This is a genomic window from Ectopseudomonas guguanensis, from assembly GCF_900104265.1.
In the GTDB taxonomy this organism is placed as follows: domain Bacteria; phylum Pseudomonadota; class Gammaproteobacteria; order Pseudomonadales; family Pseudomonadaceae; genus Aquipseudomonas; species Aquipseudomonas guguanensis.
In genome coordinates this window covers 275,824-298,639 of sequence record NZ_FNJJ01000006.1, presented here as the reverse complement: position 1 = coordinate 298,639, position 22,816 = coordinate 275,824, and the positions used below count along the sequence as shown (strand labels likewise).

Below are 22,816 nucleotides of genomic sequence, written 5' to 3'. Positions count from 1 at the left end.
CTGGCGGGCAGCCGGGGCATTGCCCCGGCTCGTGCGGTCAGTGACGCGGCTTGAGCAGCGCGGGCTTTTCTTCCGGCGCCTGGCACAGCAGGAAGAGGGCGGTGAGCAGCTCCGGGATCTGGTCGATCATGCTGTCCACCAGGTCGCGATCTCGGGCGATCTCGGCGAATTCCTGCTGCTCGTCGAACAGACCGGAGCCGACCATGATCGGCAGCAGCAGTTCGCTGACTTCGTCTTCGGCATCCTCGAACCACACGGCTTCGCGCAGGAACACCCCTTCCATGAAACCGATGCACCAGCCGCGCAGGTCGGAGTCGTCCGGCTCGTCGCCGAGGTCCAGGTCGCAGGGCAGCTCCGGTTCCTCTTCGCCAGCGAGCTGGCGGGCGATGTGCGCCTTGAGGTGGACCAGGGTGTTCTCGATCTCTTCGCGCTCGGCATCGCTGCGGTAGTGCGGCGGCTCGGCGAACAGCGCGTCGATCCACTCGCGCTCCGGCACCTGATCCGGGCAGATCGCCAGGGCGGTGAGATAGCCGTGGGCGGCCACGTAGTCCAACGCCTCTTCGTGCAACTCATCGGCATCGAGAAAGGCTTGCAGGCGGGACAGTTGCTCAGCGAAGGACATCGTGGGGTTACCTTGAGGCTGGGGAGATAAACGAGGTTGGATTCTAGTTCACCGCTGCCTCTGCGACCAGCATGGGCGCTCTACGAGTGGCGATTGCACAGCTTCGGACGGGCAGGCGCCCTGTTGGGGGCGATCCTGCGGCATAATGCGCGGCTCGATTCGGAGGCCTTCATGCTCGACCACGCCCTGCGCATTCTCAAAGACGTTTTCGGCTATGACGCCTTTCGCGGCAACCAGGCCGCGATCATCGAGCGCGTGGCCGCGGGCGGCGATGCCCTGGTACTGATGCCCACCGGCGGCGGCAAGTCGCTGTGCTATCAGGTGCCGGCGTTGATGCGCGAGGGCCTGGCGGTGGTGGTTTCGCCACTGATCGCGCTGATGGACGATCAGGTGGCGACGCTCGACGAGCTGGGCGTGGCCGCGGTGGCGCTGAACTCGACGCTTAGCGGCGACGAGCAGCGCGAGATCGCCGAGCGCATTCGCCGCGGGCAGATCAAGATGCTCTACCTGGCGCCCGAGCGTCTGGTGCAGCCGCGCATGCTGAGTTTCCTGCAGGGCCTGGACATCGCCCTGTTCGCCATCGACGAGGCGCACTGCGTGTCGCAGTGGGGGCACGATTTCCGCCCCGAGTACCTGCAGCTCGGTCAGCTCGCCGAGCTGTTCCCGCAGGTGCCGCGCCTTGCCCTGACCGCCACGGCGGACAAGCGCACCCGCGAGGAGATCGTCCAGCGCCTGCACCTGGACAGCGCCGAGCGCTTCCTGTCGAGCTTCGACCGGCCCAACATCTTCTACCGCATCCAGCCCAAGGATCAGCCGCGCAAGCAGCTGCTCGGCTTTCTCGCCGCGCGCAAGGGCGATGCGGGCATCGTCTACTGCCTGTCGCGCAAGAAGGTCGAGGAGGTCGCCGACTTTCTCAGCAGCCAGGGCTTCCCGGCGCTGCCGTATCACGCCGGGCTGCCCAACGAGCTGCGTGCCTATCACCAGAAGCGCTTTCTCAACGAGGAAGGGCTGATCATGGTGGCGACCATCGCCTTCGGCATGGGCATCGACAAGCCCAACGTGCGCTTCGTCTGCCACCTGGATCTGCCCAAGTCGCTGGAGGCCTACTACCAGGAAACCGGCCGCGCCGGGCGTGACGGTTTGCCGGCCGATGCCTGGATGGCCTACGGCCTGCAGGACGTGATCTTCCTCAAGCAGATGCTGGCCAACTCCGAGGGCGACGAGCGCCATAAGCGCATCGAACAGCACAAGCTCGACGCCATGCTTGCCCTGTGCGAGGAAACCCGCTGCCGTCGCCAGGCACTGCTGGCCTATTTCGACGAGGAGCTGCCGCAGCCCTGCGGGCATTGCGACAACTGCATCGATGGCGTCGAGACCTGGGACGCCACCGAACCGGCGCGGCAGGCGCTGTCGGCCATCTACCGCAGCGGCCAGCGCTATGGCGTCGGCCATCTGGTGGACATCCTGCTCGGTCGCGACAACGAGAAGATCCGCGCCGCCGGCCATCAGCACCTGGCCGTGTTCGGCATCGGCAAGGGCTTTTCAGAGGTCGAGTGGCGCACCCTGTTCCGCCAGCTGGTCGCTCGCGGCTTGGCCGACGTCGATCTGGACGGCTTTGGCGGCCTGCGCCTGAGCGAGGCCTGCCGGCCGCTGCTGCGTGGCGAGGTCAGCCTGCAGTTGCGCCGCGAACCCAAACCGGCGCAGGCGGCCAAGGCTTCCAGCAGCGCCGCCAGTCAGCTGGTGCGCGGCCACGAGCGGGACATGTGGGAAGCGCTGCGCAGTCTGCGGCGCAAGCTGGCCGAAGAGCACAGCGTGCCGCCCTACGTGATCTTCCCCGATGCCACGCTGCTGGAAATGCTGCGCAGCCAGCCCGGCTCGCTCAGCGAGATGGCGCAGGTCAGTGGTGTGGGCGCGCGCAAGCTGGAACGTTACGGTCAGGCTTTTCTGGAAGTGCTCAATGGCAGCGCTGCGGATGATGCTCCGGCTCCGGTGGCCGATCTGCGCCACGAGCTGGTCAGCCTGGCTCGTGCCGGCATGACTCCGGCGCAGATCGCCGGTCAGCTGAAATGCTCCGAAAAGAACGTCTACAGCCTGCTGGCCGAGGCGATTTGCGCGCAGCAGCTGAGCCTGGAACAGGCGCTGGACCTGCCCGAAGACCTGCTCGGCGAGATTCAGGAGAGCTTTCTCGACGGCGAGGGCGAGCTGCCTGCCGTCAGCGAGATCGCGCCGCTGTTCGCCGGCCGGGTCGACGAGGCGGTGCTCTACTGCGTACGCGCGGCGCTGCAGGCCGAGTTCGAGTTGTAGAGCCTTCGGGACAACGCTCGGCGGCAAGGGTTCTGGCGACATTTCGCTGACGGGGCTAAGGTGTCGGACAGGCCGCCAGATGACGAGGTGAGGGTGCCCAACTATCACGCCTGGCTCGATGAAGTTCGTCCGAGTCCCTATGCCGACCAGCTCAACCTGGGGTTTCGCTGGCTGCGTTTCTCCCGTGGGCTCGAGCGTGAGTACCGCACCTACATCATCGAGGAGAGCTTCGATCTCAAGCGCATCGCGTTGAGCGTCGCCACGGTCATCTGGCTGGCCCTGGCAGCGCTCGACATGCTGGTGGTGCCGGCGTCGCACCTTGGCTGGGTGCTCGCCGTGCGCGTGGTGGTGCTGTTGATCCTGCTGGTGTGCGCCGCGCTGATCCTGCAGCGCCGGCATATCCATCTGCTGCTGCCGCTGAGCATGACCTGCATCCTGGTGCTTGGCGTCGGTGCGGCGCTGATCGTCGGCATCGCCCACCGTGCCGACCCCGCCTATCCCTACGAAGGCCTGCTGCTGGTGAGCATGGCCGCCTACTTTCTGGTCGGCCTGCGCCTGAGCGAGGCGATCGCCTGCTCGCTGGTGGTGTTGCTGGCGTACGTGCTGGCCGAATGGTTCGCCGGGTTGCCCGTGCCGAGGCTGATCAACAACGTGCTGTTCCTCGCCTTCGGCAATCTCATCGGCGCCGTCGGCTGCTATCTGCTGGAGTACAAGTCGCGCGAGTACTTCCTGATCAGCCGCCTGATGCGCCTGCTGGCCTACCACGACAGCCTGACCGGCCTGCATAACCGGCGCAGCTTCAACCGGCAGTTCGAGCGTCTGTTGCGTCAGGCGCAGCGCGACGGCAAGCCACTGGCGCTGCTGCTGTGCGACATCGACCATTTCAAGGCCTACAACGACTGCTACGGTCATCAGGCCGGCGATATGGCCCTGCAGCGCGTCGGCGCGTTGCTCGAGCAGGCAGCGCGGCGGCCGCTGGACATGGGCGTGCGGCTCGGCGGTGAGGAATTCGCCCTGCTGCTGTTCGACATCGGTGCCGACGAGGCGCTGCAGCGTGCCGAGGCCCTGCGCCAGTCGCTGGAGGCGGCCGGCATCGCCCACCGCGGCTCCGACAGCGCGCAGGTGCTGACCATGTCCATCGGCGTCGCCTGCCTGAGCCCCGGTACCCCAACCGAGCTGAGCCAGCTCTTCGAGCAGGCTGACCGTGCGTTGTACGAGGCCAAGGCTTTCGGACGCAACCGCGTCGCCACCTGATGCACCGCTGCGTCGCGGGCGTTCGGTCGCATTCTGCAACGCTCGCGACGCAATCTGCGCTTGCCCTGCGCAACGGGTTATGGCTAGCTAGCTAATAATTAGTTTTTGACCTTTGTACGAGCCCGCTAGCCCATGTCCTACCCCGATCAACACCGCTTTGCCATGCAGGTAGCCCAGCTTTCACGCGCCTGGCGTTCCGAACTCGACAGGCGCCTGGTCGGCCTGGGGCTGTCCCAGGCGCGCTGGCTGGTGCTGCTGCACCTGGCGCGCTTCACCGAAATGCCGACCCAGCGCGAACTGGCGCAGAGTGTCGGCGTCGAGGGGCCGACCCTGGCACGGCTGCTCGACAGCCTGGAAAGCCAGGGCCTGGTGACGCGCGTGGCCGTGCCGGAAGATCGCCGCGCCAAGAAGATCGCCCTGCAGCCCAAGGCGCAGCCGCTGATCGAGAAGATCGAGGCGATTTCCACCCAGCTGCGTCATGAAGTCTTTGCCGGCATCGACGAGGATGACCTGCGTCGTTGCCAGCAGGTGCATGCCCGGGTGCTGGGCAACCTGATGAAGTGAATCCCAGTCCTGTCAAATTGCGGCCACTTCTTTGACCGAGGGCATTCAGTGCCCAACTTTTGACTGATCGCGCTTGCTGGCACCCTGCTTTCGTCGGCAAACTGGCGTCCAAACCGCTACTTTGTGAATTAGTAGCCATAATGCTATTCGAGACGGCCTCGACAAGGACCTTGTCGGGCGTTCTCGAACTTAAAGGGCGCCAGCTCCCGATCTAGGGAATTCAGGACAGGAAGTCGAGGAGGTGGCGTTCGAGCCGGATAACCCTGGAGGTCACATGGCTCGGGTGCGTCAGTTAATGTTGGGTTTGGCGTCTGGGTCCGCTCTGTATTCAGGGATGGTGCCGGCGCTCGGTCTGGGTGAGATCACGCTGCATTCGGCGTTGAATCAGCCTTTCGAGGCTGAAATCGAGTTGCTCGAGGTGGGTGATCTGGGCGCGCAGGACCTGCGCGTCGGTCTGGCGCCCGCCGAGGTGTTCAACCGTTCGGGTGTCGAACGTTTCTATTTTCTCAACGATCTGCGCTTCACGCCGCTTCTGCGCGGTTCGCGCAGCGTCATCCGCGTGGTTTCGAGCCGCCCGGTGCGCGAGCCCTACCTGAATTTCATCGTCGAAGTGGCGCGCCCCAGTGGCCAGCTGCTGCGTGAGTACACCGTGCTGCTCGACCCGCCGGGCTCTTCGGCCTACACCTCGGTGGCGGCTGCGCCGACTGTGGCGCCGGTAACGCAAGCGTCCAGTGCCAGCGCGGCTCCGGTTGCCTCGTTAAGAGCGGTAACGCCTCCCAGTGCGGCGGCGGGGCATCGTCATCAGGTCGCTCGCGGCGACAGCCTCTGGCTGATTGCCGCGCGTCTGCGCGAGCAGGGCAGCACGCTGTCGCAGCAGGCGCTGATGGAAGGCATTCTCGCGCTCAACCCGAGTGCTTTCGCGGGCGGCGATCCCAGCCGCCTGCAGGCCGGCGCCAATCTGCTGTTGCCGGATGCCGCTCGCACCGGCGCTGCCGAGCCGGCGCTCGCCCCGGTAACGACCCAGTACGCTGCCGTTGCTGCCACCCCGGGCAGCGCCGAAGGGCCTGTCAGCGCGCCTGCGGCTGTGGTTGAGCCGGCGCCGGAGCAGGTCGACAGCCTCCTGCAGCTGGCAGAGAAGCAGCGCCAGGTCGATCTGGAGCTGGCCAGTCAGGCGGCGGAAAACCTGCAGCTGCAACAGGGCTTGGCGCAGCTGCAATTGCAACTGCAGCAGTTGCAGGAGCAACTGGCGCAGAAGGATGCGCAGCTGGCTGAGCTGTCGGCGCGTACCGCGGCCGAGCCTGTGACTCAGCCCGTGGCCGCCGCACCGGCGGTTGTCGAACCAGCCGTGGTCGCAGAGCGCGGCAGCTGGTCGATCTGGTTCGCTGGCGGTATCGGCTTGCTGCTGTTGCTCGGTGCGCTGCTCTGGGCGGCGCGGCGACGTGGCGCAACAACCACACCGGTGGTGCAGGTACCAGCGAAAGCGCAGGCGCCACAGCCGCCGGTTCGTGCGCAAAGCGCGGCGGTCGTCGCGCCCGTCGTCGCTGCGCCGGAGGCCAAGGTGGCGCCGTCCCCGGTGCGTGCACCGGGGCCGGTCGATCCGCTCGAGGCCGCCAACGTTTACATCGCCTATGGACGCATCAGCGAGGCGCGTGGCGAACTGGACAAGGCCCTGGCTCAGCAACCCCAGCGCAGCGACCTGCGCTTCCGGCTGCTGGAGGTTCTGGCCATGCTGGGCGACGGCGCAGGCTTCGCTCGCGAGGAGGCGGTGCTGCGTGCCGAGGACTTCGACGCCGCTCGCATCGATGCGCTGAAGGAGCGCCACCCGAATCTGCAGGCAGCGCCGCAGGCGCCGAATGAGCCTGTGGCGCCGCTGCAGCCTGTGGCCGAGCCTTTACCCGAAACCGAGTTCCAGCTCAATCTCGACGACCTGTCGCTGGATGCCGACTGGGACCTGGTCAGCCCGTTCCCGACCAAGGCCAAAGCCAAGCCCAAGGCGCCGGCCGAGCCGGAGTTCGATGCGTCTTTCGCCAGCAACCTGCAGGAGTTGCCCGAAGTCTTCGAACTGCACTACGAAGACGAGCAGGTGAGTGCCTTCGGCGAGATGGAAATGGTGCTGGACGATGAGGTGCATCGGCTGGACGACAACTTCCTCGATGCCTTCGCCGGTGACGCCGATGCCACCGCGGCATTGCAGGGTGACATCGATCAGCTGGCCGGCAACCCCGAGCACATGACCCTGCTCAACCAGGCCCTGGCCTACATCAGGCAGGGCGATATCGCTGCCGCCTGCGACATCCTCAACGAGGTGATCGACCACGGCGACGACGAGCAGAAGAAAGCCGCACGCCAGCTGCTGGCGGAAATCGCCTGATCGGCCCGGCTGGACCCTGCGAGGCCGCGCATATGCGCGGCCTCGTCGTTTTAGAAACTCTTGCCCAGGTTCAGATACAGCGCCTTTTCCCGCTCGTCGTTGAAGCCGTAGCTGAAGTTGAGCGGGCCGAGCGGGGTGTCCAGGCCGAGAAAGATGCTGGCTGCGTTGATGTAGCCGCTGTCGAAGTCGTTGTCGTTGTTCCAGGCGCGGCCGCGCTCCAGCGATAGGCCCAGGTACAGCGGGAAGTTCAGCGGCAGCAGCGAGTTCTGCGTCATGCGCCGGTAGTAGATCATCCGTGCCAGTGCCATGTTCTGCCCGCTCAGCGAGTCCTGACGAAAGCCCGAGAGTTCCTGCGCACCACCGAGGATGAAGCCCGAGGTGACCACCTCCGCTTCATCCAGGGTGCGCCCGTAGCGCCCGCCGAACAGCCAGGTGTTGGGACCGTGGCTGTAGGCCTTGTCCAGCGTCAGCTGCCATTGGCGATAGTCTTCGTCCGAGCCCAGGCCGCGGTCGTACTTGCGCAGCGTCAGGCCGATGTCCTCACCGCTGCGCGGGAAGTCGAGGTTGTCCAGGGTGTCGAAGGAATACAGCAGCTCGTAGTAGCCCTCGCTGAAGCTGAAACTGGGCAGGTCGCGCTCACCGACGCGCACATCCGCCTCGCCCCAGGCCTGGCCGATGCCGAAGCGAATCTCGCCGTTGTTGGCGATCTGCCGGCCCAGGTTGAGGCCATAGCCGTAGCGCTCCAGGCGGTATTCGGCGATGGGGTCGTTGTCCAGGATCGCCTCGACATTCTGCGCCTCGCCGAACAGGTAGGGCGCGACGAAGTAGCGTGAGCCGGCGTCCAGCGGCTGGTAGAACTCGCTGTAGAGTTCCTGGCGGTCGCCCAGCTGCAGGCGCGTCAGCCATTCGGCGCCCAGCTCGTTGATGCCGTTGACGCGATAACTGGCACCGATGTTGAAGGCGCTGTCGCCGCGCATGTCGTCGGACAGGTTCAGCCCCAGGCGCAGGTAGTCGGTGCCGGTGCGCTTGCCCCTGGCATCGATCACCAGGGCGCTGCCACGCTGGTCCAGCGGCTCCACGCGGTACTGCACGCGTTCGAAGTAGTCCAGGCCATAGAGCGTGCCCATGTCCTTCTGCAGACGATCCATGTCCAACGGCTCGCCCAGGGGTTGGCGAATGTGCCGGCGGATCACCGCGTCGCCGACCTTGGAGTCGTTCTCCACGCGGATTTCCCGGATCACCGGCGTGCGCTGCTCGCGGGTGCGAGCCATGGCCAGTGCCGGATTGCCGGCGCTGCTGGTGCGCAGGCGGGCCAGCTGTTCGGCCTTGATCTGCGTGGCGCGGTAACCGGCATCCATCATCCGCTCGCCCCGGTTGAAGTCGGCGACGCCGAAACCGGCCAGCGGCGGCTGGATCAGTACATCATCGGCAGTCAGCGTCTGCAGTTGTTCCTCGGAGTTCTTGCGCATCATCAGGTTGATCGACTGGTTCATCACGTCGACCACGGTGAGCAGTTCCTTGGCCGGCTTCAGTGGCATGCCCAGGTCGACGACGATGACATGATCGACGCCCATCTGCCGTGCCACGTCGATCGGCACGTTGTTGACCATGCCGCCGTCGACCAGCAGGCGGCCATCCACTTCCACCGGGGCGAACACCGCGGGGATCGACATGCTGGCGCGCATCACCTGCGGCAGGTGTCCGGTGCCCATGATCACCTGCTCGCCGGTCACCACGTCGGTGGCCACCGCGCGGTAGGGGATCGGCAGGTGATCGAAGTCGCGCGTGGCGCTGCGGTGTACCAGCAGGCTCTCCAGCAGCAGGGCCAGGTTCTGGCCCTGGATCACGCCCAGCGGCAGCCCCAGGCTGCCATCGTCACGGAAGCTGAGCTTCTGCTTGATCAGAAAGTCGCGGTCGTCCTGCTTGCGGCGGAAGGGGACATCCTCACGCGGCGGCGAGTCGGAGAGCGCCTGCTGCCAGTCCAGCTCGAGGGCCAGGCGCTCCAGCTCGGCTACCGAATAGCCGGCGGCGTAGAGCCCGCCGACGATGGCGCCCATGCTGGTGCCCGCGATGGCATCGATGCGGATGCCCTGTTCCTCCAGGGCCTTGAGCACGCCGATATGCGCCAGCCCGCGGGCGGCGCCGCCGGACAGCACCAGGCCGACGCGTTCGGCGGCGATGACCGGCAGGCTGGACAGGGCGAACAGGCAGAGCAGCGAAAGGAGCAGGCGACGCATGGCAGTTTCCGGCAGGGGCGGGGACAAAGGCCGGTATTATAGGCACCAAGCCCCAGCCTAGAGCCGCCGCCATGCCCGATCAGAAGCCTGAAATCGTCATAACCTATTGCACCCAGTGCCAGTGGCTGCTGCGCGCCGCCTGGCTGGCCCAGGAGCTGCTCAGCACCTTTGCCGACGAACTGGGCAGGGTCAGCCTGGAACCGGGCACTGGCGGGGTGTTCCGCATCCTCTGCGACGGCCGGCAGATCTGGGAGCGAAAGGCCGATGGCGGCTTCCCCGAGGCCAAGGTGCTCAAGCAGCGGGTGCGTGACCAGATCGACCCAACCCGCGACCTGGGTCATAACGACCGGTAGGGAACACATGCGCACCATGGCTCCTCGGGCGCGTAGACCGGGAGGCGCTCCTAATCCTCAACGCGCCATACGTGCCGACACGAAGATCGCACCGACGATCAGCACGCCGCCGGCCAGCATGCGCAGCGTTGGCTGTTCGCTGAACAGCCACCAGGCGAACAGGATGCCGTAGACCGGCTCCAGGGCGAAGATCACCGCCGTGGTGCGCGCCTTGAGCACCCGCAGGCTGGCGACGAACAGGCTGTGCGCCAGGCCCGTGCAGAAGATGCCGAGCATCGCCAGCCACAGCCAGTCCAGCGGGCGCACGCTGGGCAGCATTGGCCAGGCCAGGGGCAGGAAGCACAGCAGCACGGTGACGTTCTGGTACAGCGCGGCCTTGACCGGGTCCAGGCCGCGGGTGCTGGCCCGGTTGAGCAGCGACAGCAGGGCGAACAGGAAGCCCGACAGCACCGCCCACAGCAGCCCGACCGTGGCGCCACTGTCCAGGCTGAACTCGGGGGTGACCAGAATCAGCCCGACGCACACCACGCCGACCATGGCGAACTCGTCTGGGCGTGTGCGCTCGCGAAACAGCAGGCCCTCCAGCACGACGGTGAAGGCTGGGAAGCTGGCGAAGCCCAGGGTGGCGATGGCCACGCTGGAGACTTTCACCGACTCGAAGAAGGTGACCCAGTGCGTGCCCAGCAGCAGCCCGCCGAGAGCCAGCGATGCCATCTGCCGCAGGCTTGGACGAACCGCGTTGCGGCTGCGCCAGAGCAGGGCGGCCAGGGCCAGGGCGATGACGGCGAACAGGGCGCGGCCGCCGGCGATCATGTTCGGCGTGGTGGCGGCCAGCTTGCCGAAGATGCCCGACAGGCCGAACAGCAGGGCGCCCAGGTGGATCGCCAGCAGGGCGTTACGCTCCGTCATGCCAGGCGCGCCCCGTTGGGCAGGGGCTTGTCGAAGCCGGCGAGGACCACTCGCTTGTCGCTGTCGTAGACGCCGGTGACCAGCACTTCGGAACGCACGCCGGCGATGCGCTTGGGGGCGAAGTTGCATACGCACAGCACCTGGCGACCGATCAGTTCGTCGCAGCGGTAATGCGCGGTGATCTGGGCACTGGAGGTCTTGAGCCCCAGCTCGCCGAGGTCCACTTCCAGCACATAGGCCGGCTTCACGGCTTTTTCATTGGGGCGGGCACTGCGGATGGTGCCGACGCGCAACTGCACTTTGTCGAAATCCTGCCATTCGATATTTTGCATGGGATGCTCCTTGTCGATGCGGCGCAGTCTAGGGGGGCAGACGTGAGCTGTCTGTCGCGGGAGTCAGGCGTTTTGTCGCAAGGCTCTCGGTAGCGCGTAGGGTGCGCCGCGCGCACCGGGGCCAACCGATCATTCCGGTGCGCGCCCATGCCTCCAGGACTTCCGTCGGTGCGCACGGCGCACCCTACACAGGGGTAGGTGCGCCGATAGGCAGCTAGCGGCCGCGGCGCAGCTGTCGCGGGGTCATGCCCAGGTGGCGGGAGAGGGCGGCGGTAAAGGCGCTCTGCGAGGCGTAACCGACCCGTGCCGCCACTTCGCCAACGGGCAGATCACTGCTCAGCAGCATCTGCTCGGCCAGCTGCAGACGCCGCTGGCGAATGTGCTCCATGGGCGTGCGTCCGGTCTCGGCGAGGAAGCGCGCATGAAAACGCGCCACCGACAGGCCGGCCAGGCGCGCCAGGTCGGCCACCTGCAGCGGGTGCGCGGCGTGCTGCTCGATATGACGATCCAGTGCCGCCATCGGCAAGCCGACGCGCTCTGCCCGCTGGCGGTTGCAGGCCAGGCTGCCGAGCAGCAGGGCGGCGCCCTGGCCGGCGATGACCGGGTCATTGATCGGGCTGCTGGCCAGCCAGTTAAGCAGTTGGGCCTGCGACGGATCGAGCTGCAGGGCGCGGGGTTTGTCCAGCAGGCGCTGGATATCGCTTGCATGATGGCCCAGCTGCCGCTCGAGCCAATCGTTGGCCGGCAGGTCCAGCACCAGGCAGTGACTGCCGCCCGGGCTGCCGCAGGTGTGGCGCGATTCGGCCGGTACCACCGCGAGATGGTGACGCAGCACCCGACTGCCCTGACCGTCCACGTCGAACTGCAGTTCGCCAGCCAGGCCGAACACCAGTTGCGGGTGCTCGTGGCTGTGGCTGAGCACTTCGTGGCTGTAATGACGCAGGGACAGAATCGGCGGCATGGCGGCTTCCTCGGCAGGGGCGGGAGTGTAACGCATGCGCAGCGACTGCGGATGCTAACGGTAGGGCGGGTGCGACCCGCCAGGCCGATGGTGACGGGTTGCACCCGCCCTACGCCATTGAGCTTTGGCGCTACGTCATCGAACGGTCTTTTACCTGTCACAAGCATTTCACCGCAACGCCTCAAGCTCGTCTAAACCCAGCCGGAGGTCGCCCATGACCAGCGCCCAGCTCGCCAAGCCCAGCCGCAAGCAACGTGTCCGTACCCTGTGGATTTCCGATGTGCACCTCGGCACGCGCGACTGCCAGGCCGAGCACCTGGCGGCCTTCCTCAAGCGCTACCATGCCGACCGCATCTACCTCGTGGGCGACATCATCGACGGCTGGAAACTGCGTGGCGGCATCTACTGGCCGCAGGCGCACACCAATGTCATCCGCCGCCTGCTGACCATGAGCAAGCGCGGCACCGAGGTGATCTACGTCACCGGCAACCATGATGAATTCCTGCGCCGCTACTCCAGCCTGCTGCTGGGCAACATCCAGCTGGTCGACGAGGCGGTTCACGTCACGGTCGATGGCCGCCAGTTGCTGGTGATCCATGGCGATCAGTTCGATGTGATCACCCGCTACCACCGCTGGCTGGCCTTCCTTGGCGACTCCGCCTACGAGTTCACCCTGACCCTCAACCGCTGGCTCAACCACTGGCGCAGCCGCTGGGGCTACGGCTACTGGTCGCTGTCGGCCTACCTCAAGCACAAGGTCAAGACCGCAGTGAACTTCATCAGCGACTTCGAGGAAGCCATCGCCCACGAATGCGTCAAGCGTGGCCTGCAGGGCGTGGTCTGTGGCCACATTCACCACGCCGAGATTCGTCAGGTCAGCGGCGTGGAGTACATGAACTGCGGCGACTGGGTGGAATCCTGCACGGCGCTGATCGAGCATTGGGATGGGCAGATCGAGCTCTATCGCCTGGCTGAAGAGCAGGCGCGACTGGCCAGCGAGGAACAGGCCGTCGCCCTCGAGAGCGGCGCATGAGGATACTGATCGTTACGGACGCCTGGTCGCCTCAGGTCAATGGCGTGGTCACCAGTCTGGCCGCGCTGGTCGCCGAGCTGCGTGGGCTGGGGCATCAGGTCAAGCTACTGTCGCCGGCGGATTTTCGCGCCGTGCCCTGCCCAACCTACCCGGAAATCCCGCTGGTGTGGGACCTCTGGCGAGTGGGCGGCGCCATTCGCGACTTTCGTCCCGACTGCGTGCATCTGGCCACGGAAGGCCCGCTGGGCTGGGCGGCGCGACGCTGGCTGGTCAAGCGCGGGCTGGCCTTCTCTACGGCCATTCATACGCGCTTTCCCGAGTACGTCAGCACCCGCTGGCCGTGGATCGCGCCACGCTGGGGCTACGCCTACCTGCGCGCCTTCCATCGCCCCAGCCAGGCGGTTCTGGTGACCACCGAGCGCCTGCGCGAGGAGTTCGCCGGCTGGAATCTGCAAAGGCTGTACCTGTGGCGCAAGGGCGTCGACACCCGCCGGTTTTGCCCGGACGAAACGCGCCCGCGTCCTGCGCAAGCGGTGTTTCTCTACGTTGGCCGCATCGCCGCGGAAAAGAACCTGCAAGCCTTTCTCGAACTGGATCTGCCTGGCGAGAAGCGCGTGGTCGGTGATGGCCCGCAGCGCGAGCTGCTGCAACGGCAGTATCCGCAGGTGCGCTTTCTCGGCTATCGCCACGGCCAGGCATTGACCGAGAGCTACCAGGATGCCTCGGTGCTGGTGTTTCCCTCGCGTACCGACACCTATGGCCTGGTAATGCTGGAGGCACTGGCCTGCGGTACGCCGGTGGCTGCCTTCCCGGTGGCCGGGCCGCTTGATGTGCTGCAGCAGGGGCAGAGCGGGGTGATGGACGAAGATCTTCGCGCTGCCTGCCTGGCGGCGCTGAAGCTGGATCGGGCGCGCTGCGCCGAGCTGGCGGCGGCGCAGTCCTGGCGTGCTTCGGCCCTGGAGTTCCTGGCCTTGCAGCCGTTGATCGATAGCGAGCCGGTGGTGCTCGGCGAGGCGTTGGTGGACAGTCGGTAGCGGGTTTTCTCGGTGCGCATGGCGCACCCTACGCGAACGGGCTGCACGCGGACCTTAAAGAATGACCTTGTCGCGCAGCTTCTCGGCGGCCTGGTTGAGCGCCTGGATCACCCGTTCCTTGTCGAAGTTCTGGATGCCGTTGGTGTCCAGGTACATGGAGAAACCCGGCAGCTCGTGCTCGACGTAGCTGGAGGTGGCACCCAGATCGCGGCGGAAGTCCACCACCTGGTAGATCTGCACCGGGCGGGTGAAACCCTTGACGGCAATCTGGCCCTTGTCGCGGCACATGATCACGTCCTTGACCAGCGAATAGGTCTCGTGGGAGATCAGGATCTCGCCCGACTCCGCGGCGCTCTCCAGGCGGCTGGCGAGGTTCACGTCGCGGCCGATGATGGTGTAGTCCATGCGCGTGTCGGCGCCGAAGTTGCCCACCGTGCAATAACCGGTGTTGAGGCCCATGCGGATTTCCAGCGGCTTGGTGATGCCCTGGGCTCGCCATTGCTGGCGCAGCACCTTCATGTGCTTGCGCATGGCGATGGCCATGGAAACAGCGGCTACCGCATCCTTCTTGGCGCCGTTGCTGCTCGGGTCGCCGAAGAACACCATCACGCAGTCGCCGATGAACTTGTCGATGGTGCCGCCGTATTTCAGGCAGATCTTCGACATTTCGTTGAGGTAGGTGTTGAGCAGGTCGGTCAGTGCCTCGGCTTCCAGCTCTTCGGACAGTTCGGTGAAGCCCTTGATGTCGGAGAAGAACACCGTGAGCTTCTTGCGCTGGGTTTCCAGGCGCACGCTCTTCTTGCCGGTGAAGATCGACTCCCAGACCTGTGGCGACAGGTACTTGGCCAGGTTGCGTGCCAGCCGCGCGGCCTTTTCCTGCTCGCGCTTGATCTCGCTGCGCACCTGGGCCAGGCGCAGGCCCTGCTGGTTGACGAAATAGGCGGTGATGCAGATGTACAGGGTGGCGAAGAGAATGCTGACCAGCGCCACCAGGGTCGGGGTTTCGGGATTGGGCTGCACCTCCACCAGCGCTGCGCACAGCGCCGCGCCGCTGCCGGCCACCAGCAGCGACAGGCCCAGATAGCGCAGGCCGCCCATGACCAGGGCGCTGAAACACAGCGTCAGCAGGAACATCAGGCTGGGCACGACGGAGAAGCCCAGCAGCACGCAGGACGCCCCGGCATGCAGGGCGTCGATGAACAGCAGGGCGAGGTCGGTCTGTTGTGGGTGGTCGCGTTTGAAGCGGCGGCTGAGGTTGTGCGCCAGATGGGGATAGAGCAGGGCGTAGGGCACCATCCACAGGATGTCGTAAGAGAAATGTCCCACGTAGGTACCGGCGGCGATGCTGGCGGCCGTGGCGATATAGGCCAGTACGCGCGAATAGTATTCGCGCAACGGCGGCGTCGGCAGCCCGTTGGCACGGCTTGTGGTTGCTGGCTTCATCTGCTGGAACTGTCCCTGCTGGAATTCTGACGTCTCTTGTCGGACGCTCGAAGGTGGTCTGCAAGACCTGAGCCAGAGGCTCGTTGGGCGGGGATCATAACCAAGGGGGCACGGCCAGCCAAGCGCGCCCGCCGAGTGGCGCCAAAGCAATGGCAAGCGGTCTGCCGTCAGCCGGCAGGGAGAACGGTGCGCAGCGCTGGCGTTGTAACGCATGGGGGTGCGTGAGGCGCACCCCGCGCGGTGGTTAGAAGCGAATCCGTCCGGTCAAGGCGTCCTTGAGCATCACCCAGTCGCCCATCAGGCTGTACAGGGGATAGTCGAAGGTCGCCGGGCGGTTCTTCTCGAACACGAAATGGCCGATCCAGGCGAAGCCATAACCGGCCAGCGGCATGGCCAGCAGCCACAGCCATTGTTGGGTGAGCAGGGCGTAGGCGAGGATCGCCAGCACCAGCAGGCTGCCGACATAGTGCAGGCGGCGGCAGACCGGGTTGCTGTGTTCCTGCAGGTAATAGGGGTAGAACTCGGCGAAGCTCTGGTAGCGTTCGGTGGTCCGGGCGGTCATGGCGCACCTCCTGTTATTGTCAGCGTCAGTGTAACGGCGCTGTCCGCGCAGGCCACTGACTTAAGGTGCCAGTCTAGTATCCTTGCGCCGCCAACCATGGCCTTGCTGATTGATCACAAGAACAAGACGATGAGCGAAAGAACCACATCTTCCAACTGGGCACTGGCCATCGTGCAGGCGCTGGAGCTGGGCGGCGTCGACTGCGTCAGCCTGTTCGCCGAGCTGGACATGGACTATGCCGCCTTGAACGACCCGGACGCGCGCTTCCCGCAGGACGGCATGACCCGTCTCTGGCAACGCGCCGTGGCACTGTCGGGCAACCCGGCCATCGGCCTGAACATGGCGCAGGTGGTGCGGCCGGCGTCCTTCCATGTGGTGGGGTACGCGCTGATGTCCAGCCGCAATCTGCGCGACGGCTTCACCCGCCTGGTGCGCTATCAGCGCATCATCGGCGAAGGGGCGGATCTGAATTTCCTCGCGCAACCCGACGGCTATGCGTTGACCCTGGCGATCCACGGTGACCGCCTGCCGCCGGCCCGGCAGAGCGCCGAAGCATCGCTGGCCTACTGCCTGGCGTTCTGCCGCTGGATGACCGGCAAGCCCATACGGCCGCGCGAGATTCGTCTGCAGGGCCCGGCGCCGGCCGATCTGGCGCCCTATCAGCAGGTGTTCCAGGCGCCGCTCAGATTCAACGCCGAGCATTATGGGCTGATCTTCGAGCGTGCCGATCTGGAGGCGCCGTTGCCCAGCGCCAACGAGGCGCTGGCGCAACTGCACGATCGTTTTGCCGGCGAGTATCTGGCGCGCTTCTGCAGCAGTCGCGTCACCCATCAGGCGCGTCAGGTGCTGTGTCGCCTGCTGCCCCAGGGCGAGCCGCGGCGCGAGGCAGTGGCGCAGACCCTGCATCTGTCGCAACGCACCCTGCAGCGGCGCCTGCAGGAAGAGGGCACCAGCTATCAGCAACTGCTCGACGACACCCGTCGCGAGCTGGCCGAGCAATATCTCGGGCAGGTCGACCTGACGCTGCTGGAGGTCGCCTACCTGCTGGGCTTTGCTGACCCCAGCAACTTCTTCCGGGCCTTTCGCCGCTGGTTCGGTGAAACGCCTGGCGAGTACCGCAGCCGCCGCGGGCTGGCCGGCTGAGTCGGGGCGAACCGCGCTTCAGTGGCGCCAGAAGGCCGGGAACAGCAGCACCAGTACGGTTAGGATTTCCAGGCGCCCGAGCAGCATGCCGAAACTCAGCAGCCATTTGGCCAGGTCGGGCAGGGTGGCGTAGTTGCCGGCCGGGCCGACCATCTCGCCCATGCCGGGACCGACCCCGGACACCATAGCCGCGGCGCCGGTCAGGGCGGTGATCCAGTCCACACCGCACATGGCCACGGCCAGCGCCAGGGTGGCGATGGTGATGGTGTAGAAGAAGGCGAAGGCCAGAATCGAGCGCACGATGTCTTCGTCCAGCCGATGGCGGTTGTACTGCTGCTTGATCACCGCGCGCGGATGGATGAGCTGCTTGAGGTTGGCCTTGAGCAGGATGTAGGCCACCTGGAAGCGGAAGATCTTCAGGCCGCCCGCGGTGGAGCCGGAGCAGCCGCCGACGAAGCCGAGGTAGAAGAACATCATGCTGGCGAAGGGGCCCCACAGGTGGTAATCGCCGACGGCGAAGCCGGTGGTGGTCATGATCGAGGTGATGTTCACAGCGACCAGGCGCAGCGCATCGAGCCAGTGAAGGTCGGTGGTCAGCCATTTCCACCCCGCCAGCACGCACCAGCTGCCGATCAGCAACAGCAGAAAGCCGCGCACCTGGGCGTCGCGCAGCAGCGCACGGTAGTTGCCGCGCAGGGTGCTGACGTAGAGCACGAAGGGCAGGCTGCCCAGCACCATCACCAGCACCGCGACCCAGTGAATGGCCGGTGCCTGCCACTTGCCCAGGGAGGAATCGGAGGTGGAGAAGCCGCCCGTGGCGATGGCGGACATGGCGTGGTTGATCGCGTCGAACAGCCCCATGCCTGCCAGCCAGAAAGCCAGCACGGCGAGTGTGCTGAGGCCGACATAAGCCAGCACCATGTACTTGGCAACCATGTGCGAGCGCGGCATGACCTTCTCCGAGCGGTCCGACGACTCGGTCTGGAACAGGCGCATGCCACCGATGCGCAGCATCGGCAGGATCGCCACGGCCATGCCGATGAAGCCGATGCCGCCCAGCCAATGCAGCAGCGAGCGCCAGATCAGCGTACCGGGCGACATGTCGTCCAGGCCGCTGAAGACCGTGGCACCGGTCGCCGTGATGCCGGACATGCTCTCGAAATAGGCGTCGGTAATGCTCGCACGCTCGGCGAAGATGAACGGCAGGGCGGCGAAGATCGACACCATCACCCAGCTCGATACCGTCAGCATGTACATGTCGCGCGGGCGCAGTTGCGTTTGCTGGGGCCTGCCCTGAGCGATCATGGCGATGCCGACGAGCGCGGTGATCAGGCTCGACCAGAGAAAGGCATTGATGCCCTGTGGCTGCTCGAAGATCAACAGGGTGAGTACCGGCACCAGCATGCTCAGCGCCAGGGTGACGAGGAAGATGCCGTTGATGAAGGCGAAGATGCGCAGGCTGGACAGAGGCATCGGTCAGTGCTTCCAGAAACTGCGGGTGACCAGCACCAGCACGGTCAGAATTTCCAGACGGCCGAGCAACATGCCCAGGCTCAGCAGCCACTTGGCCGAATCCGGCAGGCTGGCGAAGTTGCCGGCCGGGCCGATGATCGGACCCAGCCCCGGGCCGACGTTGCACACCGCGGTGGCGGCGCCGGTCAGCGCGGTGACCCAGTCCAGGCCGACCAGGGTCAGGGCCAGGGCCAGCACGCCGATGGTGATGGTGAAGAAGAAGGAGAAAGTGATCAGCGAGCGAACGATCTCCTCATCCAGGTTGTGGTTGTTGTACTGCTGCTTGATCACCGCGCGAGGGTGCACCAGCTGCATCAGGTTGGCCTTGAGCAGCACGTAGGCGACCTGGAAGCGGAAGATCTTCAGGCCGCCGGAGGTGGACCCGGAACAGCCGCCGACGAAGGTCAGGTAGAAGAACAGCAGCACCGCGAAGCTGCCCCAGGTGGTGTAGTCGCCGAGGGCGAAGCCGGTGGTGGTGACCACCGAGGTGACGTTGACCGCGACGACACGCACGGCATCGAGCCAGGCGTAGTCCGAGTTGAGCCACAGCCAGGTGCCGAACACTAGCCAGGTGAGCAGCAGAAAGCCGATGAAGCCGCGCACCTGATGATCCCTGAACAGCGCCTGGCGATTACCGCGCACGAAGGCGACATAGAGCATGAACGGCATGCCGCCGAGCAGCATCAACACCACGGCCGTCCAGTGCACGGCCGGTTGCGGCCAGTGCGCCAGAGAGGAGTCGGAGGTGGAGTAACCGCCGGTGGAGATCGATGTCATCGCGTGGTTCAGCGCATCGAAGGGTTCCATCCCCGCCGCCCAGTAAGCCAGCACGCCGAGCAGGGTGATCGCCACGTAGACCAGTAGCAGATACTTGGCGGCCATATGCGAACGCGGCATGACCTTCTCGCCCCAGTCCGAGGATTCGGTCTGGAACAGGCGCATGCCACCGACGCGCAGCAGCGGCAGAATCGCCACCGCCATGCCGATGAAGCCGATGCCACCCAGCCATTGCAGCATCGAGCGCCAGATCAGGATGCCGGGTGACATGCTGTCCAGGCCGGTCAGTACGGTCGAACCGGTCGTGGTGATACCCGACATGGTCTCGAATACCGCATCGGTATAGCTGATATGGGCGATCAACATCAGCGGCAGGGCGGCGAAAGCGCAGACCAGGGTCCAGCTGCCCGTGGTCAGCAGATACATGTCGCGCGGGCGCAGCTGCGCGTTCTGCGGACGACCGGGAATCACCAGAGCAAGACCGGCCACCAGGGTAATCAGGCTGGACCATAGGAAGGCAGTGAGATCTTCCGGGTGCTCGAAGATCAGCAGGGTCAGCATGGGAATAGCCATGCTGACCGCCAGGGTAATCAGGAAAATGCCGATGATGAAACCGATGATGCGCAGCGTCGGCAAGGCCATGTGGGGGGCTCTGGCGGGTTGTAAAAATGCGCCATTCTACCTGCGCACGGGCGGCTGTAAACCGCTGCATCCGGGCTGTGTGAAAACGTAGCGAGCGAAGGTCAGGCAAGGCAAAAGCAGGCGAGGAAGCGCCTGTAAATGAGCATTTTGATCGGACTCGCGCACGAGCCTGTTTTCAACGCAGCCTGGCCGAGCGCAGTAGTTTTCACACGTGCCCGGTGAAGGGCTTTACAAGCGTAAGGCCAAGCATAGAATAGCCGCCAGTTGCCGGCGTCCGCCGGTTTCCGAGTCCTCCTCAAATGTCCGAAGCCAATCCCTGCCTTACGTGCGGCGCCTGCTGCGCGTTCTTTCGTGTGTCCTTTTTCTGGGGCGAGTGCCAATCCGCGGGCGGTAGCGTTCCGGACGAGCAGGTCATCCAGATCAGCCCCCACTACGTTGCCATGCGTGGTACCGAGAGCAAGCCGGCGCGCTGCACCCAGCTGCTGGGCGATGTCGGTTGTGGCGTGCGCTGCACCATGTACGAACAGCGTTCGAGCAGTTGCCGCGAGTTCGAGGCATCCTGGGAAAACGGCGTGCACAATCCGCGCTGCGACGATGCGCGCAAGGCCCATGGCCTGCCGCCGCTGACGCCGCCGGTGCAGCCGGTGATATCGCCTGACCGGGTAGCCTGACGGCGGCTGCAGGCTGGCCCGTAGCCCGGATGCAATCCGGGGCAGCGATCCCTCGATTGCAGGCTTCACGGGCTTGCGACATCCGAGTGTGTGCATCGGTCAGCTTGCAGCGTGCAGCTTGCAGCATCGAGAATGCGCCATCTTTGTTTTGGAGGTGGCCGATGGAGGCTCTCGACGCTCTGCTCAACCGTGTTTCCGTTCCTCGCCTGGTCGACCCGGCTCCGGATGCGGCGCAACGTGAGCTGCTGTTTCGCGCGGCGTTGCGTGCGCCGGATCATGGCCAGTTGCGCCCCTGGCGTTTTCTGACGGTCGAGGGGGCGGCGCGTGAGCGCATGGGCGAGCTGTTCGCCGACGCGTTGCTGGCAGCCGATGCCCAGGCGCCGGAAGAAAAATTGCTCAAGGCCCGCGGCATGCCCATGCGTGCGCCGCTGCTGGTGGTGGTGATCGCCCGCGTGCAGGCTCATCCCAAGGTGCCTGCGTCCGAACAGGTGATCGCCGCCGGTTGCGCCGCCCATGGCATCCTGCTCGCCGCCCACGCCCAGGGTATCGGCGCGGTCTGGCGTACCGGTGATATGGCCTACAATGCCCATGTGGCCAGAGGGCTGGGCCTGGCAGCGGACGAGCAGATCATCGCCTATCTCTACCTTGGTACACCGGAACGCGAGCTGCGCCGCGCCCCGGAAGTCAGCGTCGAGGATTTCGTCAGCGCCTGGCAGGGGTGAGCCGGCGCGCCTCAGCCTGTCTGCTGCCTGGCCGGCAGCCTGAGAGTGGCGACGAAGCCGCCTTCGGGGTGGTTGTTCAGCAGCAGTTCACCGCCATGACGCTGCGCCGCCCGGCGCGCGATGGCCAGCCCCAGGCCATGGCCGGAACCGCTCTGGCCCGGCGCGCGAAAGAAGGGCTTGCCCAGTTGCTGCAGATGCTCGCTGGCGACTCCAGGGCCGTGATCGCGCACGCTGAGCAGAACCTCCTGCCCCTGGCGCCGCACGCCGATGACCACTGGCTGGTTCGGTGGGCTGAAGCGCAGTGCATTGCGCAGCAGGTTGTCGAGCGCACGCTCGAGCATGTCCGGCCAGCCCTCCAGTTGCGCTCCCTGCTCGAGGTCGATCTGCAGCGATTGTTGCGGTGTGGTCAGGCGCGCGTCCTCCTGCAGTTTGCCGAGCAGGGCGCGCAGATCGACTGGCTGGGCAGCGCCCGGGTCGGCGTCCAGGCGGGCAAGGGCGAGAATCTCGCTGATCAGCGCTTCCAGCCGATCGCATTCCTGGCTCAGCCGCGGCCAGAGTTTCTCCCGCTCGGCGGCGTCGGCGCGTTCCGCCAGGGCCAGGGCGATGCGCAGGCGCGCCAGGGGTGAGCGCAGCTCGTGGGACACGTCGCGCAGCAGCTGGCGCTGGCTGCCGATCAGCCCCTGCAGGCGTTCGCCCATGCGGTTGAAGTCCTTGGCCAGCAGGCCCAGTTCGTCGCGCCGCCTGGCCAGGCGTGCCAGGCTGTTCTGCTGGTAGGCGGTCTGGCCGAGGTCGTGCACGGCGCCGCGCAGGCGATCCAGCGGGCGGGTGATCGACAGCGTCAGCATCAGGCTGAACAGCGTCAGCACCACCAGGGCGATGGCCACGGCGCTGAGCGGCCAGAACAGGCTGCCGCGGTGCCAGGCCGCCAGTTCCGGGTGTGGAATACGGTAGATGAACAGGTAGCTTTCACCGCTTTGCGGGCTGGTGTATTCGGCGGTCAGGCGGCGCCAGGGCAGGCGGCGCTCGTCGCCGTGACGCGCCTCGAAAGCGGCGGCGCGCGATGGAAAGGTGCCCTTGACCAGTTGCTGGCCGCTCTCGCCGAGCACCTGGGTATCGATGCGGTACTGGCGTTTGCGCCGTTCGAGAAAGTCCTGCGCCGCGGCCGGCCCCTGCTGTTCGTAGCGTTTGACCCACTGGCGGTCGAGGTCATCCAGGCCCGGGTGCAGGCTGAGAATCCAAGCGTCCTGATTCAGGGCGCGGCCGAGCAGCAGCGACAGGCCGGCTACCAGGGCGATGGCCAGCCAGAAGGTCGCCAGGATGCGCCAGAACAATGAACGCACGGTGATTCCTCATGCAAAAGCCGCCGGGCT

Annotated in this window: 20 protein-coding genes; 10 read left to right on the top strand and 10 right to left on the bottom strand. The window is 65.9% G+C overall.

From position 1 onward, the window contains the following. Positions 1-37 precede the first annotated feature (37 nt). Entirely contained in the window at positions 38-622 is a 585-nt protein-coding gene (locus BLS61_RS11380; protein ID WP_090430857.1) for a UPF0149 family protein, read from the bottom strand. 171 nt (positions 623-793) lie between these two features. On the opposite strand from BLS61_RS11380, the gene recQ reads away from it, so the two are divergent. From recQ to BLS61_RS11360, 4 genes are all read left to right on the top strand, one after another. Further along, complete coding sequence (gene recQ, locus BLS61_RS11375) at positions 794-2,926, top strand: DNA helicase RecQ (protein ID WP_090430855.1); 2,133 nt, start codon at positions 794-796, stop codon at positions 2,924-2,926. Positions 2,927-3,019: 93 nt separating this feature from the next. Further along, the gene (locus BLS61_RS11370; RefSeq protein ID WP_090430853.1) at positions 3,020-4,180 is read left to right on the top strand and encodes a GGDEF domain-containing protein; all 1,161 of its coding nucleotides are present in this window, start codon (positions 3,020-3,022) and stop codon (positions 4,178-4,180) included. Positions 4,181-4,312: 132 nt separating this feature from the next. After that, positions 4,313-4,744 (top strand): MarR family transcriptional regulator, encoded by a 432-nt coding sequence (locus tag BLS61_RS11365; RefSeq protein WP_024308643.1) that lies wholly within the window; start codon positions 4,313-4,315, stop codon positions 4,742-4,744. Positions 4,745-5,018: 274 nt separating this feature from the next. Beyond that, on the top strand, positions 5,019-7,115 hold the full coding sequence (locus BLS61_RS11360) for a FimV/HubP family polar landmark protein (RefSeq protein WP_486598954.1): 2,097 nt from the start codon (positions 5,019-5,021) through the stop codon (positions 7,113-7,115). 50 nt (positions 7,116-7,165) lie between these two features. Here the strand turns inward: BLS61_RS11360 and BLS61_RS11355 are convergent, their stop codons facing one another. Next, positions 7,166-9,352 (bottom strand): patatin-like phospholipase family protein, encoded by a 2,187-nt coding sequence (locus BLS61_RS11355; RefSeq protein WP_090430849.1) that lies wholly within the window; start codon positions 9,350-9,352, stop codon positions 7,166-7,168. Positions 9,353-9,423: 71 nt separating this feature from the next. On the opposite strand from BLS61_RS11355, the gene BLS61_RS11350 reads away from it, so the two are divergent. After that, the gene (locus BLS61_RS11350; protein WP_090430848.1) at positions 9,424-9,705 is read left to right on the top strand and encodes an Rdx family protein; all 282 of its coding nucleotides are present in this window, start codon (positions 9,424-9,426) and stop codon (positions 9,703-9,705) included. A 57-nt stretch (positions 9,706-9,762) separates the two neighbouring features. Here BLS61_RS11350 and BLS61_RS11345 read toward each other — a convergent pair whose 3' ends face one another. The 3 genes from BLS61_RS11345 to BLS61_RS11335 all read right to left on the bottom strand — a co-directional run bounded on the left by BLS61_RS11345 (position 9,763) and on the right by BLS61_RS11335 (position 11,907). Continuing rightward, positions 9,763-10,614, bottom strand: coding sequence for a DMT family transporter (locus tag BLS61_RS11345; RefSeq protein ID WP_090430846.1), 852 nt, complete (start codon positions 10,612-10,614; stop codon positions 9,763-9,765). After that, positions 10,611-10,946, bottom strand: a complete 336-nt coding sequence (locus BLS61_RS11340) for a tRNA-binding protein (protein ID WP_090430844.1) — start codon at positions 10,944-10,946, stop codon at positions 10,611-10,613. Before BLS61_RS11340 ends, BLS61_RS11345 begins: the two co-directional genes overlap by 4 nt. A gap of 214 nt (positions 10,947-11,160) precedes the next feature. Further along, positions 11,161-11,907, bottom strand: coding sequence for a helix-turn-helix transcriptional regulator (locus BLS61_RS11335; RefSeq protein ID WP_090430842.1), 747 nt, complete (start codon positions 11,905-11,907; stop codon positions 11,161-11,163). Between the two features lie 214 nt (positions 11,908-12,121). Here BLS61_RS11335 and BLS61_RS11330 point away from each other — a divergent pair, with 214 nt between their 5' ends. Together BLS61_RS11330 and BLS61_RS11325 are read left to right on the top strand one after the other, a co-directional pair. After that, positions 12,122-12,940 carry a UDP-2,3-diacylglucosamine diphosphatase gene (locus tag BLS61_RS11330; protein ID WP_090430840.1) on the top strand — a complete coding sequence of 273 codons (819 nt, stop codon included), beginning with the start codon at positions 12,122-12,124 and terminating at the stop codon, positions 12,938-12,940. Further along, a complete protein-coding gene (locus BLS61_RS11325) occupies positions 12,937-13,974 on the top strand; it encodes a glycosyltransferase family 4 protein (RefSeq protein WP_090430838.1) in 1,038 nt (345 codons plus the stop codon). The genes BLS61_RS11330 and BLS61_RS11325 overlap by 4 nt, the downstream gene beginning before the upstream one ends. Positions 13,975-14,028: 54 nt before the next feature. Here the strand turns inward: BLS61_RS11325 and BLS61_RS11320 are convergent, their stop codons facing one another. Continuing rightward, on the bottom strand, positions 14,029-15,417 hold the full coding sequence (locus tag BLS61_RS11320; RefSeq protein WP_090430834.1) for an adenylate/guanylate cyclase domain-containing protein: 1,389 nt from the start codon (positions 15,415-15,417) through the stop codon (positions 14,029-14,031). Between the two features lie 244 nt (positions 15,418-15,661). Continuing rightward, the gene (locus BLS61_RS11315; protein ID WP_090430832.1) at positions 15,662-15,979 is read right to left on the bottom strand and encodes an Mpo1-like protein; all 318 of its coding nucleotides are present in this window, start codon (positions 15,977-15,979) and stop codon (positions 15,662-15,664) included. Between the two features lie 129 nt (positions 15,980-16,108). On the opposite strand from BLS61_RS11315, the gene BLS61_RS11310 reads away from it, so the two are divergent. Beyond that, a complete protein-coding gene (locus tag BLS61_RS11310) occupies positions 16,109-17,122 on the top strand; it encodes an AraC family transcriptional regulator (protein ID WP_090430888.1) in 1,014 nt (337 codons plus the stop codon). Positions 17,123-17,140: 18 nt separating this feature from the next. Here the strand turns inward: BLS61_RS11310 and BLS61_RS11305 are convergent, their stop codons facing one another. Next, positions 17,141-18,595 (bottom strand): TrkH family potassium uptake protein, encoded by a 1,455-nt coding sequence (locus tag BLS61_RS11305; protein WP_090430831.1) that lies wholly within the window; start codon positions 18,593-18,595, stop codon positions 17,141-17,143. A gap of 3 nt (positions 18,596-18,598) precedes the next feature. Further along, a complete protein-coding gene (locus tag BLS61_RS11300) occupies positions 18,599-20,053 on the bottom strand; it encodes a TrkH family potassium uptake protein (RefSeq protein WP_090430829.1) in 1,455 nt (484 codons plus the stop codon). A gap of 299 nt (positions 20,054-20,352) precedes the next feature. Between BLS61_RS11300 and BLS61_RS11295 the strand changes: the two genes are divergently transcribed. Together BLS61_RS11295 and BLS61_RS11290 are read left to right on the top strand one after the other, a co-directional pair. After that, complete coding sequence (locus BLS61_RS11295; protein ID WP_024308629.1) at positions 20,353-20,724, top strand: YkgJ family cysteine cluster protein; 372 nt, start codon at positions 20,353-20,355, stop codon at positions 20,722-20,724. A gap of 161 nt (positions 20,725-20,885) precedes the next feature. Further along, a complete protein-coding gene (locus BLS61_RS11290) occupies positions 20,886-21,446 on the top strand; it encodes a nitroreductase family protein (RefSeq protein ID WP_090430827.1) in 561 nt (186 codons plus the stop codon). Between the two features lie 11 nt (positions 21,447-21,457). On the opposite strand, the gene BLS61_RS11285 is transcribed toward BLS61_RS11290, so the two are convergent. Beyond that, positions 21,458-22,786: a sensor histidine kinase gene (locus tag BLS61_RS11285; RefSeq protein ID WP_090430825.1), complete on the bottom strand. Its 1,329-nt coding sequence runs from the start codon at positions 22,784-22,786 to the stop codon at positions 21,458-21,460. Positions 22,787-22,816: the final 30 nt, after the last annotated feature.

Coding starts and splice junctions, on each gene's coding strand:
- BLS61_RS11350 (WP_090430848.1), top strand. CDS start 9,424: ATGCCCGATCAGAAGCCTGAAATCGTCATAACCTATTGCACCCAGTGC.
- BLS61_RS11380 (WP_090430857.1), bottom strand. CDS start 622: ATGTCCTTCGCTGAGCAACTGTCCCGCCTGCAAGCCTTTCTCGATGCC.
- BLS61_RS11300 (WP_090430829.1), bottom strand. CDS start 20,053: ATGGCCTTGCCGACGCTGCGCATCATCGGTTTCATCATCGGCATTTTC.
- BLS61_RS11340 (WP_090430844.1), bottom strand. CDS start 10,946: ATGCAAAATATCGAATGGCAGGATTTCGACAAAGTGCAGTTGCGCGTC.
- BLS61_RS11325 (WP_090430838.1), top strand. CDS start 12,937: ATGAGGATACTGATCGTTACGGACGCCTGGTCGCCTCAGGTCAATGGC.
- BLS61_RS11320 (WP_090430834.1), bottom strand. CDS start 15,417: ATGAAGCCAGCAACCACAAGCCGTGCCAACGGGCTGCCGACGCCGCCG.
- BLS61_RS11295 (WP_024308629.1), top strand. CDS start 20,353: ATGTCCGAAGCCAATCCCTGCCTTACGTGCGGCGCCTGCTGCGCGTTC.
- BLS61_RS11315 (WP_090430832.1), bottom strand. CDS start 15,979: ATGACCGCCCGGACCACCGAACGCTACCAGAGCTTCGCCGAGTTCTAC.
- BLS61_RS11365 (WP_024308643.1), top strand. CDS start 4,313: ATGTCCTACCCCGATCAACACCGCTTTGCCATGCAGGTAGCCCAGCTT.
- BLS61_RS11290 (WP_090430827.1), top strand. CDS start 20,886: ATGGAGGCTCTCGACGCTCTGCTCAACCGTGTTTCCGTTCCTCGCCTG.
- BLS61_RS11330 (WP_090430840.1), top strand. CDS start 12,122: ATGACCAGCGCCCAGCTCGCCAAGCCCAGCCGCAAGCAACGTGTCCGT.
- BLS61_RS11305 (WP_090430831.1), bottom strand. CDS start 18,595: ATGCCTCTGTCCAGCCTGCGCATCTTCGCCTTCATCAACGGCATCTTC.
- recQ (WP_090430855.1), top strand. CDS start 794: ATGCTCGACCACGCCCTGCGCATTCTCAAAGACGTTTTCGGCTATGAC.
- BLS61_RS11310 (WP_090430888.1), top strand. CDS start 16,109: ATGAGCGAAAGAACCACATCTTCCAACTGGGCACTGGCCATCGTGCAG.
- BLS61_RS11345 (WP_090430846.1), bottom strand. CDS start 10,614: ATGACGGAGCGTAACGCCCTGCTGGCGATCCACCTGGGCGCCCTGCTG.
- BLS61_RS11360 (WP_486598954.1), top strand. CDS start 5,019: ATGGCTCGGGTGCGTCAGTTAATGTTGGGTTTGGCGTCTGGGTCCGCT.
- BLS61_RS11355 (WP_090430849.1), bottom strand. CDS start 9,352: ATGCGTCGCCTGCTCCTTTCGCTGCTCTGCCTGTTCGCCCTGTCCAGC.
- BLS61_RS11335 (WP_090430842.1), bottom strand. CDS start 11,907: ATGCCGCCGATTCTGTCCCTGCGTCATTACAGCCACGAAGTGCTCAGC.